This window comes from Bacteroides sp. 2201st1_D9_2201SCRN_220225 (assembly GCF_040928965.1).
GTDB lineage: Bacteria > Bacteroidota > Bacteroidia > Bacteroidales > Bacteroidaceae > Bacteroides > Bacteroides stercoris.
The window spans coordinates 32,012-51,188 of record NZ_JBCODG010000018.1; the positions used below are offsets into that span (position 1 = coordinate 32,012).

Below are 19,177 nucleotides of genomic sequence, written 5' to 3' on the forward strand. Positions count from 1 at the left end.
TTTATATGGAATAAGGAATAGGAGACTGGAGTTTCAATCTCCTAAAGCCTTATCCGATACATGGTTTAATGTATAAGCGGTAAGCTGATTCTTGCTTTATTATTTTTTGTGGTGTCTTCCGCCGTGATTGAAGATTTTGCTTTCTACCGGCAGATTCTTATCCTGTGCCATACGGGTGGGAGTGGGGTAATCCAGTTTCTCCAGTTCGACAATGGCGTTTTTGATGTCGCCCAGCAGCATATCTGCCATGTCGCGGCTAAATCCCTGGCGGACAACGACACGCATTACTACGTAATCTTCCAGTTTGGAAGGCAGTGTATAGGCAGGAACCATCCAGCCTTGTTGCGAGAGTTTATCCTGCAAGTCATACAGGGTCCATTTGGCGGTCTTTGCATACTCCGGTTTCAAGTACCAGATGAACAACGGGTTCACTACTTCATCGGAATAATTCACGAACGGAGCCATTTTTCCGATTTCGTCGTGGATATACTTGGCGATTGTGAGCGAATTGTACTGTACTTCTTTGTACCCCTGGAATCCTAAGCGGATAAACTGGTAATACTGTCCTAAAATCTGTGCGGCAGGACGGGAGAAGTTCAAACCGACTTGCGTGATATTGGCGCCGAGATAATTTACGCTGAATGACATCTCTTCGGGCAGATACTCTTTGCCTTTCCAGCAAACCCAGCCCAGACCCGGATAGACCAAGCCGAACTTGTGACCGCTGACACTGATGGAAAGCACCCATTTCAAACGGAAGTCCCACTTTTTCTCCGGATACAGGAACGGGAGGATGAAACCGCCGCTGGCAGCGTCTACGTGGATGGGAATGTCGTAGCCGGTCTTGGCATTGTATGCGTCGAGCGCTTTGTCGAGCGCTTCAACATCGTCATTCAGTCCTGTCCATGTAACCCCCTGGATAGGTACGATACAGATGGTGTTCTCGTCACACATTTTCAGGGCTTCTTCAGGGTCGAGTGTGGTTTTGTCAAGAGTCAGGGGCACTTCGCGCATTTCAATCTGCCACAGTTGGGCAAACTTTTCCCATACCACCTGGAAACCGGTGGAGATAACGAAGTTCGGCTTATCGAACGGTTTGCCTTGCGCCTGACGTTTCTTGCGCCAGCGCAGCCATGCAGCTACACCGCCCAGCATACACGCTTCGGAAGAACCGATGGCGAGCGCGCCTGTTTTCCAGGTATCTTTTTCCGGAGAGTTCCACAAGTTGGCGACGATGTTGATACATTTACCGTTCATTACGGCGATGCGGGGATACTCGGTTTCGTCGATGTAGTTGATGTTGATGGCTTCGTTCATCAGCTTGGTTGCGTATTCGTCCATATAGGTGGTGACGAATGTAGCCAGGTTCAGACGGGGCTGTGTTTGGGCGAAGGTCTCATCCTTCACCATCTGGTAAGCGATTTCGGGAGTAGTAGGTCCGTCTGGTATTTTTTCTACCGGTGAGGGTTGCAACATACGGTTTGAGCCGAATACATCTGTCTTGGCATCTCCTTTTCTGAAATTCAAATCTTCCATATAACTGTAAGTTTTTAAAGGTTTAGGCGGCGGGGACTTTCCCCGTCGAATTTTCCACAACAACGACCCCCGCGAAAGAAAGTTCCGCCGTTTTACATTATTTGGCGTTTATTAAAAGGGCGGGGCGGAAATCCTGGCGCTCTACCGGCTGTTGCTTTTTAATTATCGCTTATTCTATCCGAACATTCTGTTGCATCGCTTGTTGTCCTTCCACTAACTAATCCGCTTTTTAAATTATGAAGATTAATACCGGACAAGGAACCATTCCTCTTATTACGCTTATAGGTATCTGGTCTGTTTCTGCACTGACCTCATTGCCGGGCTTGGCTGTTTCGCCTATTTTGGGAGAACTTTCTACGATTTTTCCCCATGCCACGGAGTTGGATATACAGATGTTGACTTCTTTGCCTTCCTTGCTGATTATCCCTTTTGTACTATTGGCAGGTAAATTGGCGGAGAAACGCGATTTTATCCGTTTGCTGCGGGTGGGGCTTTGGCTGTTTGCAGCGAGCGGTCTACTTTATTTGTTTTCTTCCAGGATGTGGCAGCTAATGGCTGTCAGCGCTTTGCTCGGTATCGGGGCAGGATTGATTATTCCGCTTTCTACAGGATTGATTTCACGGTATTTTACGGGAGAGTATCGCGTCAGGCAGTTTGGCTATAGCTCTGCCATAACCAATATGACGCTGGTGGTGGCTACGGCTGTAACGGGGTATCTGGCAGAGGTGCACTGGCGTTTGCCTTTTGCCGTTTATCTGTTGCCGTTGATTTCTTTAGTTCTTTCGGCTTATTTAAAGAAGGATGCGGCTTCGGTAACAATCAAGCAGGCGGCGGCTATCATTCCTCCCATTCAATCTACGCCTGTAATTTCCGGTAAATATGGCATACACATATGCCATCTTGTTCAGTTAATGTTATTCTATGGGTTGGTTACTTATGTAGTTCTTGCGGTTACTTTTAACTTGCCTTTCTTGATGGAAGCGCATCACTTTTCAAGCGGTAATTCCGGGCTGATGATTTCTCTGTTTTTCCTTGCCATTATGGCTCCCGGATTTATGTTGGATAGTTTGGTGAAGCTTTTGGGGAATAAAACAAAACTTTACAGCCTTTTGGCTATTGCCATCGGATTACTGTTGATATGGATTTCGCCTACGGAATGGCTCATCGTGCCGGGATGTATTTTAGTAGGTTTGGGCTATGGCATCATCCAGCCTCTGATTTACGATAAGACAGTTGATACTGCTATCCCTCAGAAGACAACGCTTGCCCTTGCCTTTGTAATGGTGATGAATTATCTTGCCATACTGCTTTCTCCTTTCATCACAGACTTTTTCCAATGGATATTCCATACCGGCTCGCAAGAATTTCCGTTTATCTTCAATCTGTGCATAACAATATTGATTATGCATTGGGCGTATGCAAAGAAAGAAGAATTCCTGTTTAGCGATTAGTGATTAGTGATTAGCGATGAGTGATAAGTTATAAGTTATGCTGAATCATAATTCATCACTACCCCCTAATCACTAATCGCTAATCACTTATCACTAACTCCTAACCACTTATAGTTCTATCTCCTCATACCTCATTCCGAAGACATCTGCCACTGCCTTATACGTCACTTTCCCTTCTACCACATTCAGTCCCAATGCCAATGCCGGATCATCTTTACAAGCCTGTTTCCAACCTTTGCAAGCTAATGCCACGGTATAAGGCAGCGTTGCATTTGTCAATGCCATAGTGGAAGTAAACGGTACGGCACCGGGAATATTGGCCACCGCATAGTGCACAATGCCATCCACGACATACGTTGGTTCGCTGTGGGTAGTGGGATGGGACGTTTCAAAACAACCGCCCTGGTCGATGGCGACATCCACAAGTACGGTTCCGGGCTTCATCATTTTCAGCATCTCCCTCGTAATCAGATGCGGTGCTTTATCGCCGGGGATAAGTACCGAACCTATCACCAAATCCACGGTAGGCAGTTCCATTTTAATATTGTGAAGCGAGGAATAGAGTGTTTTTACATTCTTGGGCAATACTTCGCTGAGATAACGCAGACGCGTCAGGTTGACATCCGTAATCATCACTTCCGCACCCATTCCCGCAGCCATTTGTGCGGCATTGGTACCGACTACGCCACCTCCTAAAATAAGCACACGCGCAGGGCGGACACCCGGTACGCCACCCATTAGCTTGCCCTTTCCGCCTTGCGGCTTTTCCAGAAAGCGGGCTCCCACCTGGGTAGCCATACGTCCTGCCACTTCACTCATGGGAGTAAGCAGTGGCAAGGAATGGTCATCCTTCTCTACGGTTTCATAGGCGATACATACGGCACCGCTCTCAATCATGGCTTCGGTCAGTAATTTATCGGCTGCAAAGTGGAAATAGGTAAATACCACTTGTCCCTTTTTAATCAGTTTGTACTCAGGTGCAATAGGCTCCTTCACTTTGACAATCATGTCGGCTATGGCATAAACGTCTTCAATGGCAGGTAGGATTTGCGCACTTACGGCGATGTAATCATCGTCAGAGAACCCGCTGTTTGCGCCGGCCGTTGCCTGCACATACACCGTATGACCTTTCTTCACCAACTCGGCTACTCCGGCAGGGGTCATTCCTACACGGTTCTCGTTGTTTTTGATTTCTTTGGGTACTCCGATAATCATAATGTCATCTGTTAATGGTTAAACATGTTGCAAGATAGTGATTTATCTTTCTCATTGTCATTTTGCACAGCGTGTTTTACAACAGAAAACGCCTGCTTTTTTCTCGTGTGTGACGGCAGGATTATTCTTTTTTGGTTAGGCGGAGAGAACTATTCTTTTTATATTTGCATGCATTAAAAAATAGGATATGAACTGTAAGAATATAAAATACCCGATACTTTTCTCTTTTTTGTTTTTTGCAGGCAGCATACAAGGTGGATATGCGCAAGAAGCGTCCGAGGTGGAAACCGGACCGGACATACAGCAGGCATCTTTCACGCCCCCTTTCGATTTTCCGATTGTCTTTTCCGGTAACTTCGGCGAGATACGCTCCAATCACTTTCACGGCGGGTTGGACTTCAAGACCGGCGGAGCCATAGGCAAGCCTGTACATGCTTTGGCAGACGGGCATATCTCGCGCATCCGTGTGACGCACGGTTCGGGATATGTGCTCGATGTGGACTACGATAACGGTTATTCCACTATCAACCGACACCTCAGCGCATTTGTGGGCGATATAGCCCGAAGGGTGAAAGACTTGCAGTATGAACAGGAAAGCTGGGAAGTGGAGATTACCCCCGAACCGGGGGAATATCCGGTAAAGGCGGGGCAGGTGATAGCCCTTAGCGGCAACACGGGTTACTCTTTCGGCCCTCACCTGCATCTGGATATGATTGAGTCGGCAACAGGAGATTATGTTGACCCGCTGCCTTTTTTTATGGAGAAGGTGAAGGACAATATCGCTCCCCGTGCCGAAGGCATCATTTTGTTTCCCCAACCGGGCAAAGGCGTGGTGAACGGAAAGCAGATACACCGGACTTTCCCTGTAAATCCTACCCAGCCTATTACTGCCTGGGGACTGATAGGTGCAGGAATCCGTGCCTATGACTATATGGACGGAGTGGGCAACCGCTACGGCGTGCATACCGTTATTCTCGAAGTGGATGGTGAAGAGGTGTTCCGCAGTGTGGTAGACCGCTTTGCTTACGAAGAAAACCGCTATATCAATTCATGGACGCACGGACAGTACATGAAGTCGTTCATCGAACCCGGCAACCGTCTGCGCATGCTGCATGCTTCCAACGGCAATCGGGGACTGGTGGAAATCAACGAAGAGCGTCCTTACCGATTTGTATATACGCTAAGTGATGCGTTAGGCAACACCTCGAAAGTCCGTTTCACCGTACAAGGGAAGAACACCGAAATTCACCCTGTGGAACATCGCGAGAAGTATGCTTTCAAGTGGGACAGGACCAACTATCTGCAGGAACCCGGCCTGGAATTGGTTGTACCGCGTGGAATGTTGTACGATGACGTTTGGCTGGACTATTCCGTACGTGCCGATAGCGGGGATGTGGCTTTTACTTATCAGCTGCACAATAAGCGTGTCCCTCTGCACGGAGCGTGCGAGATGCGCATCGGCTTGCGGCGCGACCGTCTGGAAGATAAATCGAAGTATTATGTAGCCGGCGTTACGGCGCGGGGCGGAAAATACAGTATAGGCGGCACTTACGAGGACGGTTTCATGAAAGTCCGTATCCGCGACCTGGGCACTTATACGGTAGCGGTAGATACCGTGCCGCCGGAGATAATTCCGCTCAACCCCGGACAGTGGGGGCGTACGGGGCGCATCACCCTCAAGGCCAAGGATAAAGAAACCGGAATAAACAGTTACCGCGGAACGATAGACGGGAAATACGCTCTGTTCGGCAAGCCCAATTCCATCAGCGGCAATCTGGTCTGCGAACTCGACCCGAAGCATGTAAAGAAAGGTGGCAGGCACACTGTGGAAATGACCGTAACCGACGGCCGTGGCAACCGGACTACCGAAGAGTTTCATTTTGTATGGTAACTTTTCACCTGTGACATTGCATTATCAAACAAACCATATAATAACAGAAGTATGAAAAAATTAACTCTCTCCGTCGCATTAGCGGTGGCAACTGTGGTAAACGCATTTGCCTGTACCAACCTCATTGTGGGTAAAAACGCCTCTGCAGACGGTTCTACAATTGTTTCCTATTCTGCCGACTCCTATGGATTGTTCGGCGAGTTATACCATTATCCCGCAGGCATGCACAAAAAGGGTGCATGGATTGATGTGCACGAGTGGGACACCGGCAAGTACCTCGGCCGGATAGAACAGGCGCGCCAGACCTACAACGTCATCGGTAATATGAATGAATTCCAGCTTACTATCGGCGAGACAACCTTCGGCGGCCGTCCCGAACTGGTGGATACTACCGGCATCATCGATTACGGAAGTCTGATTTATCTCGGTCTGCAACGTTCCCGTACCGCCCGCGAAGCCATCAAGGTAATGACGGAACTCGTACAGGAATACGGTTATTACAGCAGCGGCGAGTCTTTCACGATTGCCGACCCCAACGAAATCTGGATTATGGAGATGATAGGCAAGGGTCCCGGTGTGCGTGGCGCTGTGTGGGTGGCTGTCCGCGTGCCCGATGATTGCATCTCCGCACATGCCAACCAAAGCCGTATCCACCAGTTCGATATGAACGACAAGAACAACTGCATGTACTCTCTCGATGTCATTTCCTTTGCCCGCGAGAAAGGTTATTTCGACGGAGTAAACAAGGACTTCAGCTTCGCTAAGGCCTATGCGCCGCTCGATTTTGGCGCTCGCCGTTATTGTGAAGCCCGCGTATGGAGCTATTTCAATATGTTTACCGCCCGAGGCAACGAGTTCTTACCTTATATATTAGGCGATACCGATACACCGATGCCGCTTTTCGTGAAGCCCGACCGTAAAATCTCCGTACAGGATGTAAAGAATGCCATGCGCGACCATTACGAAGGTACTCCTCTCGACATCAGCAAAGATTTCGGCGCCGGACCGTATCACACCCCTTACCGCCTTTCACCCCTTTCCTTCAAGGTAGGCGACAAGGAATATTTCAACGAACGCCCCATTTCCACCCAGCAGAGCGGTTTCGTGTTCGTGGCGCAGATGCGTTCCACCTTGCCCGATGCCATAGGCGGCGTACTGTGGTTCGGTACGGACGATGCCAACATGACCGTGTTCACTCCCGTATACTGCTGTACGGATAAGGTTCCCGTATGCTATTCGCGTGCAGACGGTGCGGACTACATCACATTCTCCTGGAACTCTTCTTTCTGGATTTTCAACTGGGTTGCCAACATGGTATATCCCCGTTACGACCTTATGATCGGCGATGTGCGTGCCACGCAGGCCGAACTCGAAAACACTTTCAACGATGCGCAGGAAGGTATCGAGTCTGCCGCCGCCAAACTTTTGGAGAAAGACCCTGCCAAAGCGAAAACATTCCTGACAAACTATACCAATATGACGGCGCAGAGTACTTTCGACACCTGGAAACGTTTGGGCGAGTTCATCATCGTGAAATACAACGACGGAGTTGTCCGCAAGATGAAAGACGGAAAGTTTGAGCGCAATGCCATAGGCCAGCCTGCCGGCGTGGAACGTCCGGGTTATCCGAAGGAATTTCTGGAAGAATATGTAAAACAAACGGGCGACCGCTATAAAATGCCCGATTGATTAGGATATTCAAACTTATTCTTTTACATTTGTGACAGAACAGAAAATGAAGTATTAACCTTTAATATAAAAAAAGTCTTATGGAAAATCAAGAGTTGATTAAACAGGTGACTGAGAAAGCCGAAAAATGGCTTACCCCGGCATACGATGCCGAAACTCAGGCTGAAGTGAAACGAATGTTGGAAAATCCAGATAAAACCGAACTGATAGAGTGCTTTTATAAAGACCTGGAATTCGGAACGGGCGGTTTGCGCGGCATCATGGGTGCAGGCAGCAACCGCATGAATATCTATACGGTAGGTGCGGCTACCCAGGGATTGGCAAACTATCTGAACAAATGCTTCAAGGACAAAGGGCAAATCTCCGTTGTGGTGGGTCACGACTGCCGTAACAACAGCCGCAAGTTCGCCGAAATCTCTGCCGATATTTTCTCGGCAAACGGTATCAAGGTTTATCTCTTCGAGGATTTGCGTCCTACTCCGGAAGTTTCCTTCGCTATCCGCCACCTCGGTTGCCAAAGCGGTATCAATCTGACTGCAAGCCACAACCCGAAAGAATACAACGGCTACAAGGCTTATTGGGATGACGGTGCACAGGTACTTGCTCCGCACGACACAGCCATTATCGATGAAGTAAACAAGGTAACCGTTGAGGATATCAAGTTCAAAGGCAACAAAGATTTGATTCAGATTATCGGTGAAGATGTAGACAAGGTATATCTGGACAAGGTTCATACCCTTTCTATCGATCCGGAAGTAATCAAGCGTCAGAAAGACCTCAGCATCGTTTATACTCCGCTTCACGGCGCGGGCAGAACGCTCATTCCCGCTTCTCTGAAAGAATGGGGCTTTGAGAATGTACACTGCGTGCCCGAACAGATGGTGAAGAGCGGTGACTTCCCGACAGTGGTTTCTCCGAATCCCGAAAACGCGGAAGCGCTTTCCATGGCAATTGAACTTGCCAAGAAGATAGACGCCGACATCGTGATGGCAAGCGACCCGGATGCCGACCGCGTAGGTATGGCTTGCAAGGACGACAAGGGCGAATGGGTGCTGATTAACGGTAACCAGACCTGCCTGCTCTTCCTGTACTATATTATCAAGAACCGTATCGCAACCGGCAAGATGCAGCCTACGGACTTTATCGTAAAGACCATTGTGACTACCGAACTTATCAAGGCCGTTGCCGATAAGAACAAGATTGAGATGCTCGACTGCTATACCGGTTTCAAATGGATTGCACGTGAAATCCGTCTGCGCGAAGGCAAGCAACAATACATCGGCGGCGGTGAAGAAAGCTACGGCTTCCTTGCCGAAGACTTCGTTCGCGATAAAGATGCCGTTTCCGCTTGTTCATTGTTGGCGGAAATCTGTGCATGGGCCAAAGACCAGGGCAAGACGCTGTATGACATCCTGATGGACATCTACGTAGAGTACGGTTTCTCCAAAGAAACTACCGTCAACGTAGTGAAGCCGGGTAAGAGCGGCGCCGATGAAATCAAGGCTATGATGGATAACTTCCGCGCCAATCCGCCGAAAGAAATCGGTGGCTCTGCCGTTTCTTTGACTAAGGACTACAAGACGCTGAAGGCTACCGATGCCAAAGGCAATGTAACCGCTTTGGATATGCCCGAAACATCCAATGTGCTTCAGTACTTTACGGAAGACGGTACGAAGATTTCCGTTCGTCCCTCGGGTACGGAACCGAAGATTAAGTTCTATATCGAGGTGAAAGGCGAAATGGGATGTCCTAAGTGCTATGCCAGCGCAAATGCCGAGGCTGAAAAGAAAGTGGAGGCAGTGCGCAAATCACTCGGTATCTAAGACTGTTTGATTTTCATATATGGAAAGGTGCAAGTGGCAGGAAGCTGCTTGCACCTTTTGTTTTTGCAGTGCGGGCAGATGATAAGCCGGAATGTATTAAGTTTCTTTTATATTCTTTATACCGGTTGGCAAATCAATTCCCATTAAATGCTGTTCTTATATGCAACAGCAGCCTACAGTTAACAGATAGTACTACAGATTGCGGTTGCACGCCGATTGGTTGATGTGAATGAGAGTCGTTTCATTCGTAGTTGTTCGTTTGCGAGTGCGTGTTTTCCGCAATCTGTTTTTTTTGTCTTTTCCTTTAATTATTAATCCGTCCTTTCAATTATTCTCCAGCCACCAGTCAATCAGTTTTCTTGCAATGCTTAGTTTCCGGGGTATTTCCGGCAGGTTGTCTTTGGAATAGAATGCGCCGGAACTGAGTTCATCGGCTTGCAGTTTGATTTCCCCGCTTTCATAGTCGGCTATGAATCCTACCATTAATCCGCTGGGATAAGGCCAGGGCTGGCTGCCGAAATAAGTGATGTTTTTCACCCTTAGCCCCGTTTCTTCCATAACTTCCCGCTCTACGCATTGTTCCAACGTTTCGCCCGTTTCGAGGAAGCCGGCTACCAACCCGTGGAACGTGCCGCGGAAGTTGCGTGCATGTACCAGCAATATTTCTTTGCCCTTCCGTATCAGCACGATGATAGCCGTAGAAACGGGAGGATACATCTCATTGCCGCACTCCGGGCATTTCTTCATGATAGGAGTCTGCTGTTCCATAGGAGTGCCGCATACGGGACAGAAACGGCTGTGGCTGTCCCAATAGAGTATCTGGAATGCTTTTCCCGCTGCCTGGTAATCTGCCAATGGCAGGTAGTCGTAAGAAGCGCGCAAGCCTGTCATTACCCATTCTTCGGTTTCGGGTACGGGCTGTCCGAGTGCGCAAGCCTTTACTTTCTTTCCGCCGGTCAGAGTTACCTCGTGTATTTTGCATCCCGCTGCGGGTGTTACAGGAGGGGTTACTCCATAAGGTATACCGTATTTGTTCTCTCCGTTTGTTGTGTACTCTTTCTTCAGCAGCAGCTGGTCTTTGAAAAAGACGAACCACTGCATGGATTGTTCCATTTCCGTAGTTTCCATTCTTCTGTTAATGCTGAATATTATTTATATAAACTGTGGAGCGGCTTATGCCCCGACGCCGCAGGATACCTTGCCGGATGAATTTGTTCAGTTCATCGATGGCTGCATGCCTTGTCAGCCCGGTCAGGTGAATATATTCGTTTTTGGTGATGCAAACATTCTCCTGCAGGAACAGCATCAGCCTTTCTTTCCTTGTTTCTTCTGTCGTTTCCGTTTTCTTCGATTTCTTAGTCGGAGAATGTGTCCTTTCCAGTTTCATTCTCTGTCTGATTTTCTTGCGGAATGTGTTGCTGATACGCAAATGCACGTTTTGAAAACGGACAGATTCGGACCTGATTTTCTTTTTCTCATCATCGGTATCCTGAGTGCACTTCAATGAAGTGCTGAAAAATCCCAACTCTCCGAGTTCTACAATGTTGCCGCTGGCAAGCAGGTCGCACAGTTCGTCGATGCAAGCGTCCAGTGCCGCCCCTATAATGTTTTTGGGCAGATGCTGAAACATAGCAACGTGTTCTACAAACTCTTTTTGGGTATAAGTTTCTTTAGGACATATACGGGCATGGAGAGATTTTTTTTCCTCGCTTCCGTTAGGAGAGGGAGTTTCGTAAAGGTCATAGTATGCACTCATGAATAAATTGTTTTGCCACTGCAATGAATAATTTCCATCCCTGCAATGAGTTGTTTTTTTTCTTACTAAGAAGTAATCGTCCGATAGCAGTTTCTCTTTCGTCCGACAGGTGTGTAATTTTCGTCCGACATCTGTCGGACGAAAGAAAGACAGATGTCGGACGGAAAGTCCTTACTATGCAAAGATATAGTTTTTAATGATAGGATAACAGTTATTGGGAGAGTATTATTTTATTCTTAACACTCTGATTCCTGTAAACTTCTTATTCCTTTTCAGCATCTGTGCCAATGGCTCTTGGGAGACGACTACCATTTTCTGCGTAGAGGAGGCATGGAGCAGTTTCAATACTCCCTTTTCATAGCAGGCAAGTCCCAGATGGACAACATCCAGCCCGGGAATGTTGGTGGTAATGGCTATGATATCGCCATCCTTTATCCACCCGAGTCCTTCATCGGGCAGTTTGTTTTTGGGGATATAATGGAACAGTTGTCCGGAGAGCGACTTTTCTATTTCTTCAATCTTGCTGATGTTTTCGGGAGAAGACTCCAGGTGTTTGTATGCTTTGGAATGCGCAGACATGAAGTTGAGGGACAGCCTTACCGTATCGGGGCTGTTGGCAGCGGTTATGTCTTCCATGAAACCATGTCTGACGCCGTTGTTCACCCAATCGGCAATGTAGTGCAGGCGGGAAGTGTAACCGTCGATTTTGCCGTCGCGATAGCGGATGCTTTGCAGGGTGCGTGCGTAGTCGGCATTGTCTATCGTGCCATTCTTGACGGGAGAAAGTGCCAGGGCGAGCACATACTCCACAAAAGTGGTGCAATCCACTTCGTCGAAGTTGACTACAAGTTTTTCTTCTTCATTTACTTCCAGCGTATGTGCCACGTAGGGAGTCTTGAGGAAATTCAAACCGTATTTCAGCATGGCATTGTCCGTTTCCTGTGCGGAAACGGACGATGCTATTGCCAAAGTACAGAAAACGCAAGGCAAGGTACGGAATATACAGTAGAACCTGTTAAATAAAATCTGGGATATGCCGGATAACGTTTTCATAGCTGGACAGCTTTAATATCTATATATCAAACTCTTGAAATCCGTTCCCTTGTCGAACGGTACAATCGCGAAACCGTAGCTGATGGCATTCTGCCTGCCGGGACGTATCAGATAAGGTTCGTGCGCCAAAGCTCCCCAACTGTCGTCACCGCCTACGCCCATCATGCGGTAGTCTATGAAGAGGTCTACGGAGGGTTCCGGTTGCGGGTCGGTGAGATGGCGGTGATTGGTCTTTTCGGTGCGGGGAGAGCCGTTCTCGATAGACTCACCGCTATCCAGGCTTTCCAGCGGATAGTTGGATACGTTCATTTCGAAAGTGCGGTCGGCAACAAACAGCAGACCTTCTTTTGCTTTACTGGTGAGGGTGCACCAATAGATGTCCGTGCGGTGGTTGTTTTCTTGCGGACGGACATAAGGCTCGTACATATCTTGGATACCCGATGTGTATTCGCCGATGAACTGTGAGGTGCGGCGGTCGCGGTAATTTTCTTCCGGACCCCGGCCGTAGTAGGTCAGCGAGGTGATGCGGGCGGGTAGCTGCATACGCAGTCCCACACGCGGTATCATCGGTGTTTGGGCGTTCTCTGCAACGAAATGGTTGTCTACCTTGATAACGCCGTTGCCGTATACCTTATACGTTATATCCCAGCGGGCATCGGTCTGCGGGAAGCGGTAGGTCACTTTTACCGCCGTAGTATCTTTGTCGCGCACTACGTTGAAGCTTTCGGCTTTCGGCTCCTGATAGCTGGCCTCTTTCCATGCTTTCAAACGTACGGGAAGTTTGGCTCCGTAGTCATTGTCGGTAGGGGCGCGCCAGAAGAAGGGGCGGGGACCTTGCCCGTTATGGATGTACTCTTGCTTCTTGTATCGGTAAGATACCAGCAGGCCGCTTTGCTTGTCGAAGGTTGCCTTGAAGTGCGGACCGGAGAAAACAACTTGCCGGTCGTCTTCTTCCGAACCGGCGAATGCCTGTTTCGGGGCATCTTCCTTATGGAAAGTATGCGCATAGGTCTGTTCACGGGCAATGACCGTACCCGCCGGAAGGAACGGTTCGGGAGTACGGATAGCGGCATAGAACTCTATGCGTACGTCTCCGGTCGAGCTGTTGGTGGCGGGAATGCCGTTGAGGAACGGACTGGTGACGGTTTGTCCCGGTTCGGCCTTGATGTCTTTGATTCGGCCTTTGTAAATCTCTTTGCCATGATGGCGGACGATGTAATGGAAGTCGTATTTGTCGAGATTGGTGAAGGAGAAATCATTGCGTATCTTTACGACAGAGGCTGCCGGGTCGAAGTCGAAGAACTTGATGTTCTGATACACCTTTCCCATTTCCTCGGTCTGCGGCTTGACGCTACGGTCGGGATATACTATGCCGTTGATACAGAAGTCGCCGTCGGACGGGGTGCCGTACTCGCCGTAGTCGCCGCCGTATGCCCAGTATTTACGGCCGTCAGCGGTCTTGGCGGCAAGTCCCTGGTCTACCCAGTCCCAAATACAGCCGCCTTGCAGGATGGGGTATTTCTCGATGATGTTCCAGTAATCCTGGAAATTGCCGAGGCTGTTGCCCATGGCATGGGCATATTCGCAGAGGATGAGCGGGCGGGTCATTTCGGGGTTCTGTGCGTATTTCTCGATATGGGCGGGACTGTGGTACATGGGGCAGAAGATGTCCGTGTTCCATTCCAGCAGGGCGCGTTCGTATTGCACGGGACGGCTGTCCAATGCTTTCAGCGTATTGTAGGTGACGTAGAAGTTCAGGCCGTTTCCCGCTTCGTTGCCAAGCGACCAGGTGATGATGCAGGGATGGTTCTTGTCGCGCTCGTACATGTTCATGGTGCGGTCTATATGCGCTTTTGTAAACAGCGGGTTATTACCCAGCGTGCCGCCTACGTTCAGATTGTAGCCCATTCCGTGGCTCTCGATATTGGCTTCGTCTATGACGTAGAAGCCATATTGGTCGCACAGCTCATAGAAACGTTCCTGCTGCGGGTAATGGCAGGTACGGATCGTGTTTATGTTGTACCGCTTCCAAAGTTCGAAATCTTTCAGCATAAGCTCTTCGGGAACGTAATGGCCGGTGTATTCATTATGCTCGTGATAGTTGACGCCTTTTACGAGGATAGGTCTGCCGTTTACCATCAGTTGCTTGTCTTTTATCTCTACGGTGCGGAACCCTACTTTGCAACCGGTGGCCTCGATAACGTCACCGTTGGTATGTTTCAGACTGATGACAAGCGTGTAGAGGTTAGGCGTCTCGGCTGTCCACTGCAACGGTTCTTTGATTGTCTTTGGGGTGAACTCCACTTCCGTCTGACCGTAACTTACACGGGTTGAGGATTGGGCAATCAGCTTGTCTTTGCTGTCCAGCAAACGATAGCTTACGAGGAACGGAGTCTCTTTGCCGGTTTCGTTGGCAAACTTCACTTTCAGCTTCAGGATTCCGTTGCGGTAATCTCCGTCCAGGGGAGTCTCCGCCTTGAAGTCCGTCAGGTGTATTTGCGGCTGGGCATACATGTAGATGTCCCGTTCGATGCCACTGATGCGCCAGAAGTCCTGGCACTCCAGATAATTGCCGTCGGAGAAGCGGTGCACCTGTATGGCAATCACGTTCTCGCCTCTGCGGGCAAGGGAAGTGACGTTGAAGCGTGCGGGAGTCTTGGAGTCTTTGCTCATGCCTGCAAACTTGCCGTTGAGGTAGTAGAATGCCGCTCCGCGCACTCCGTCGGCGCTCAGGAAGACTTCTTTGTTGTCCCAGTCGGCAGGCAGGGTGAAGGTACGGCGGTAGGTTCCCGTAGGATTCCACTCTTTGGGAACGTAGGGCGGGTTGGGCTTGTCCCAATAGGGGGCATAGCCGGGAGAGCAGAACTCGTACGGCTGGTTGACGTAGATAGGCGTGCCGAAACCTTGCAGCTCCCAATTGCCGGGAACGTTGATGTCCGGCCATTTGCTTACGTCCGTACGGGCATCCATAAAGTCGGTAGGACGGTCGGCGAAGTTCTCCACATAGTTGAATTTCCACTTGCCGTTGAGGGAGATGCGGAATGTTCCGCTCTTGCGGTCGTTGACAACGGCATCCGCCTCGTTCGTGTAAGAGGTGAAGGTGCTGCGGGGCGGCTCTTTGTTGATACTTGTGAGCTTGGGATTGGTAATTTGCGCATACCGGTCTTCCTGCGCCGCAAGGGCGACAGGAAGAAAGGCTGCGGCAAGCAATAGTCCGTGTATTTTCATGGTAAGTAAGTTTTAAGGATTGAACAGGTTAATGATGATTGGCGTAAACGGCTGTTACGGAAGCGTTACTTATCCGGGAAGGTCAGTCCTTCTCTCAGCCATTTTTCCAGCTCGCCGGTCCATTGGCGCTTGTAGGTGAAGCTGTCGCGGAAGCCCCATCCGTGACCGCCGGTGGGATAGACGTGCAGTGTGGCAGGCACTTTCTGTTCGCGCAGGGCGAGGAAGTAACCGATGCCGTTGATAGGCAGTACGGTTGCGTCATCTGCCGACAGCATGATGAAGGCCTGCGGCGTTTTGGGAGATACCTGCCTTTCGAGCGAGTATTTCTGTTCCAGTTCGGCCGAAGGAGTCTCTCCGATAAGGTTTTGGCGGGAACCGCTGTGGGTCACGCCTTTCAGCATGGAGATGACGGGATAGAACAGTATCTGGAAGTCGGGACGGGTAGCGTCGCTGCCGTATAACGTGGCAAGGGAAGCTGCCAGATGTCCGCCTGCGGATGCTCCCATGATACCGATACGGTTGGGGTTGACACCCCATTCCCCGGCATGTTTGCGTACCAGGTGGATGGCTTGCTCGGCATCCGACAGGGGAACCTCGTTGTGCCCGTTCGGCATGCGGTACTTCAGTACCGCATACGTGATGCCTTGCGTCGTGAACCAGGCCGCCATGTCGTGCCCTTCGTGGTTCATGGCAAGACGGGCGTATCCACCGCCAGGGCACATAATGACGGCCATACCGTTGGGCTTTGCCGGACGGTAAACGGTTATGGAAGGATGGGTCACGTTGGCAACGCGGCCGCCTTTCAAATCTTCCTGTTCACCGGTCAGTCCGTTTGTATTGGGAGCTCCGTCGGGCCACAACGGCAGTTCGACGGGACTCTGTGCGGACAACATCGTTGCGGCAAACAGAAGGGATAGAAATAGAATCTTTCTCATGGTGAATATTGTTTTGTATTATCTGAATTTGTTTCAGTGTCCCCGCAGCTTATTTCGTTTTCATCGAAGCCTTTACGAGGTAGAATATCAGGATGGCATAAGCACCCAGCGCCAGCACTTCAGACCATGTATTGCTGAGCCATGCGTCGTTCACCATATTGACACCGCCGAAGCGCATTGCCGCGCTTACCACACCCATCAGCGCACCGCCGGCAATGAAGCCGGACGCCAGCAGCGTACCTTTCTCGCCACGTTCGGCATTGAGGGTTGCATCCTTGCTGCGGCTGGTTACGTACCAGTTTACGGCACCGCCCACTACCAGCGGAACGTTCAGCTCCAACGGGATGAACATGCCCAGTGCAAAAGCCAGTGCAGGAATCTTGCAGGCATTCAGCACGATGGCCAGCACGGCACCGATGCCGTAAAGCAGCCACGGTGCACCTACACCGTTCATCAGCGGTTCGATAACCGCCGCCATTGCGTTGGCCTGCGGAGCAGCCAGTTGTCCGCTGGTAAATCCGTATGTCTTGTTCAGGATAATCATCACACCGCCTACGGTAGCTGCCGAAACGATTGTTCCGAGGAACTTCCACGTCTCCTGTTTCACGGGAGTGCTTCCCAGCCAGTAGCCAATCTTAAGGTCGGTGATGAAACCGCCCGCCATGGACAGTGCCGTACAAACCACACCGCCCATAACCAGCGCTGCCACCATTCCGCCGGGACCTTTCAGGCCTACCGCCACCATTACTACCGATGCAAGGATAAGCGTCATCAGCGTCATGCCCGATACCGGATTGGTTCCCACAATGGCAATGGCATTGGCTGCTACGGTGGTGAAGAGGAATGAGATGCCTGCAACGAGCAGGATAGCCACTACCGTATGCATCAGGTTGCCCTGCATCACATCGAAGTAGAAGAACAGCGTAACCAGTATCAGCGTCACGATAGAACCGATAGCGATAATCTTCATGGAAAGGTCGCGTTGCGTACGCTTCACGTTGGTTTCCGCATCAGCCTTGCCGCCCATTTCCTTGGCAGCCAGCCCTACGGCACTCTTGATGATGCCCCATGACTTGATGATGCCGATGATACCCGCCATTGCAATGCCGCCGATACCGATGCTCTTGGCATAGTACTTGAAGATTTCTTCGGGAGACATGGCACCTACGGTGGCGGTAATCTCCGGATTCCATTGGTTCAGCACGCTGTCGCCCCAGATAAGGGACATGCCGGGGATGATAATCCACCATACGGCAAGCGAGCCGGCGCAGATGATAGAGGCGTATTTCAGTCCGACGATATAGCCCAGACCCAGTACGGCAGCTCCGGTGTTTACCTTGAACACCAGCTTGGCTTTCTCTGCCAGCATTTCGCCGAAGCCGCATACACGGGTGGTGAAGTTCTCGTTCCACCAACCGAAAGTGGCAACGATGAAGTCGTACAGACCGCCGATAATACCTGCCGTCAGCAACGGTTTTGCCTGACTGCCGCCTTTTTCTCCCGATACAAGCACCTGCGTTGTTGCGGTGGCCTCGGGGAAAGGATATTTGCCGTGCATGTCGCTTACAAAATATTTACGGAACGGGATAAGGAAAAGGATACCCAGTACGCCGCCCAGCAGCGAACTGATGAATACTTGTGCAAACGTTACGGTAATTTCCTGCGGATAGCTTTCCTGTAGGATATACAGTGCGGGCAGGGTAAAGATTGCGCCTGCCACAATTACTCCGGAGCTGGCCCCGATGGACTGGATGATGACGTTTTCGCCCAGTGCGTTCTTACGCTTGGCTGCGCCGGACACGCCGACGGCGATAATGGCGATGGGGATGGCGGCTTCGAATACCTGTCCCACTTTCAGCCCCAGATAGGCTGCCGCTGCCGAAAACAGTACCGCCATGGCGATACCCCACAGTACCGACCACAGGTTTACTTCGGGATATTTCTTGTCGGGACTCATCAAGGGATTGTAGACCTCTCCCGGCTTCAGCTCGCGGAACGCGTTTTCCGGTACGCCGATTGCTTTCTCTTCTTCTTGTTTCATAATAGCTGTTTTATTTTTATTGTTATGATTGCGATATGTATTCCATTATAGACTTCAAAGAAAGCAAAAAAAAAGGAGAATTGAAAAATTCTCCTTTTTTCTGTATCATAAAAACGTTTATTTGGCGTCTTTGGCAGTCATGTCGCCTTCAACGAACAGACGCATCATTTCGGTCTTGGCGTTGGTGCGTAGCGTAACGGACTTCTTGAAGTGTCCGGGGTATTTGCCTGTACCGTTGTAGGTAATCTTGATGGTTCCGGTCTTTCCGGGCATCACCGGCTCTTGCGTGTATTCGGGCACTGTGCATCCGCAAGATGCCACTGCCTGGTGGATTACCAGCGGAGCGTCTCCCACATTGGTGAATGTAAACGTGCAGCTTACCACCGGATTATTTTCGGAGAATGTTCCGAAGTTATGGGTGGTCTTGTCGAATTTAATGTCTGCCCCGCCTTGTGCATAGGCATAACCGATGCTCATAACCAGCATCAACATATAAAAAGCAAGTTTCTTCATGTCTTTATCTTTTTTAATTACACAAGGTGCAAAGGTAAGCCATTTC

The 19,177-nt window shown here is 50.0% G+C and carries 13 protein-coding genes; 4 read left to right on the top strand and 9 right to left on the bottom strand.

Annotation, left to right across the window (positions count from 1 at the left end):
- Positions 1-99: 99 nt before the first annotated feature.
- The gene (locus AB5903_RS07965) at positions 100-1,536 is read right to left on the bottom strand and encodes a glutamate decarboxylase (protein WP_005653335.1); all 1,437 of its coding nucleotides are present in this window, start codon (positions 1,534-1,536) and stop codon (positions 100-102) included.
- Positions 1,537-1,772: 236 nt separating this feature from the next.
- Between AB5903_RS07965 and AB5903_RS07970 the strand changes: the two genes are divergently transcribed.
- Entirely contained in the window at positions 1,773-2,987 is a 1,215-nt protein-coding gene (locus AB5903_RS07970) for an MFS transporter (protein ID WP_368117752.1), read from the top strand.
- A gap of 108 nt (positions 2,988-3,095) precedes the next feature.
- On the opposite strand, the gene ald is transcribed toward AB5903_RS07970, so the two are convergent.
- Complete coding sequence (ald, locus tag AB5903_RS07975) at positions 3,096-4,202, bottom strand: alanine dehydrogenase (RefSeq protein ID WP_368117753.1); 1,107 nt, start codon at positions 4,200-4,202, stop codon at positions 3,096-3,098.
- A 187-nt stretch (positions 4,203-4,389) separates the two neighbouring features.
- Between ald and AB5903_RS07980 the strand changes: the two genes are divergently transcribed.
- From AB5903_RS07980 to AB5903_RS07990, 3 genes are all read left to right on the top strand, one after another.
- Positions 4,390-6,093, top strand: coding sequence for a M23 family metallopeptidase (locus tag AB5903_RS07980; RefSeq protein WP_118207015.1), 1,704 nt, complete (start codon positions 4,390-4,392; stop codon positions 6,091-6,093).
- A 51-nt stretch (positions 6,094-6,144) separates the two neighbouring features.
- A complete protein-coding gene (locus AB5903_RS07985; RefSeq protein ID WP_368117754.1) occupies positions 6,145-7,782 on the top strand; it encodes a C69 family dipeptidase in 1,638 nt (545 codons plus the stop codon).
- Positions 7,783-7,862: 80 nt separating this feature from the next.
- Positions 7,863-9,605, top strand: a complete 1,743-nt coding sequence (locus AB5903_RS07990) for a phospho-sugar mutase (RefSeq protein ID WP_022104804.1) — start codon at positions 7,863-7,865, stop codon at positions 9,603-9,605.
- 324 nt (positions 9,606-9,929) lie between these two features.
- Here the strand turns inward: AB5903_RS07990 and nudC are convergent, their stop codons facing one another.
- From nudC to AB5903_RS08025, 7 genes are all read right to left on the bottom strand, one after another.
- The gene (gene nudC, locus AB5903_RS07995) at positions 9,930-10,733 is read right to left on the bottom strand and encodes an NAD(+) diphosphatase (RefSeq protein ID WP_005653326.1); all 804 of its coding nucleotides are present in this window, start codon (positions 10,731-10,733) and stop codon (positions 9,930-9,932) included.
- A gap of 7 nt (positions 10,734-10,740) precedes the next feature.
- On the bottom strand, positions 10,741-11,361 hold the full coding sequence (locus tag AB5903_RS08000) for an HU family DNA-binding protein (RefSeq protein WP_005653325.1): 621 nt from the start codon (positions 11,359-11,361) through the stop codon (positions 10,741-10,743).
- Between the two features lie 225 nt (positions 11,362-11,586).
- Entirely contained in the window at positions 11,587-12,414 is an 828-nt protein-coding gene (locus AB5903_RS08005; RefSeq protein ID WP_050759553.1) for an N-acetylmuramoyl-L-alanine amidase-like domain-containing protein, read from the bottom strand.
- 12 nt (positions 12,415-12,426) lie between these two features.
- Positions 12,427-15,642 carry a glycoside hydrolase family 2 TIM barrel-domain containing protein gene (locus AB5903_RS08010; RefSeq protein WP_005653323.1) on the bottom strand — a complete coding sequence of 1,072 codons (3,216 nt, stop codon included), beginning with the start codon at positions 15,640-15,642 and terminating at the stop codon, positions 12,427-12,429.
- 65 nt (positions 15,643-15,707) lie between these two features.
- Complete coding sequence (locus tag AB5903_RS08015) at positions 15,708-16,577, bottom strand: alpha/beta hydrolase (protein ID WP_272709855.1); 870 nt, start codon at positions 16,575-16,577, stop codon at positions 15,708-15,710.
- A 49-nt stretch (positions 16,578-16,626) separates the two neighbouring features.
- The gene (locus tag AB5903_RS08020; protein ID WP_022104800.1) at positions 16,627-18,618 is read right to left on the bottom strand and encodes an OPT family oligopeptide transporter; all 1,992 of its coding nucleotides are present in this window, start codon (positions 18,616-18,618) and stop codon (positions 16,627-16,629) included.
- Between the two features lie 117 nt (positions 18,619-18,735).
- A complete protein-coding gene (locus tag AB5903_RS08025) occupies positions 18,736-19,131 on the bottom strand; it encodes a DUF1573 domain-containing protein (protein ID WP_022104799.1) in 396 nt (131 codons plus the stop codon).
- Positions 19,132-19,177 lie beyond the last annotated feature (46 nt).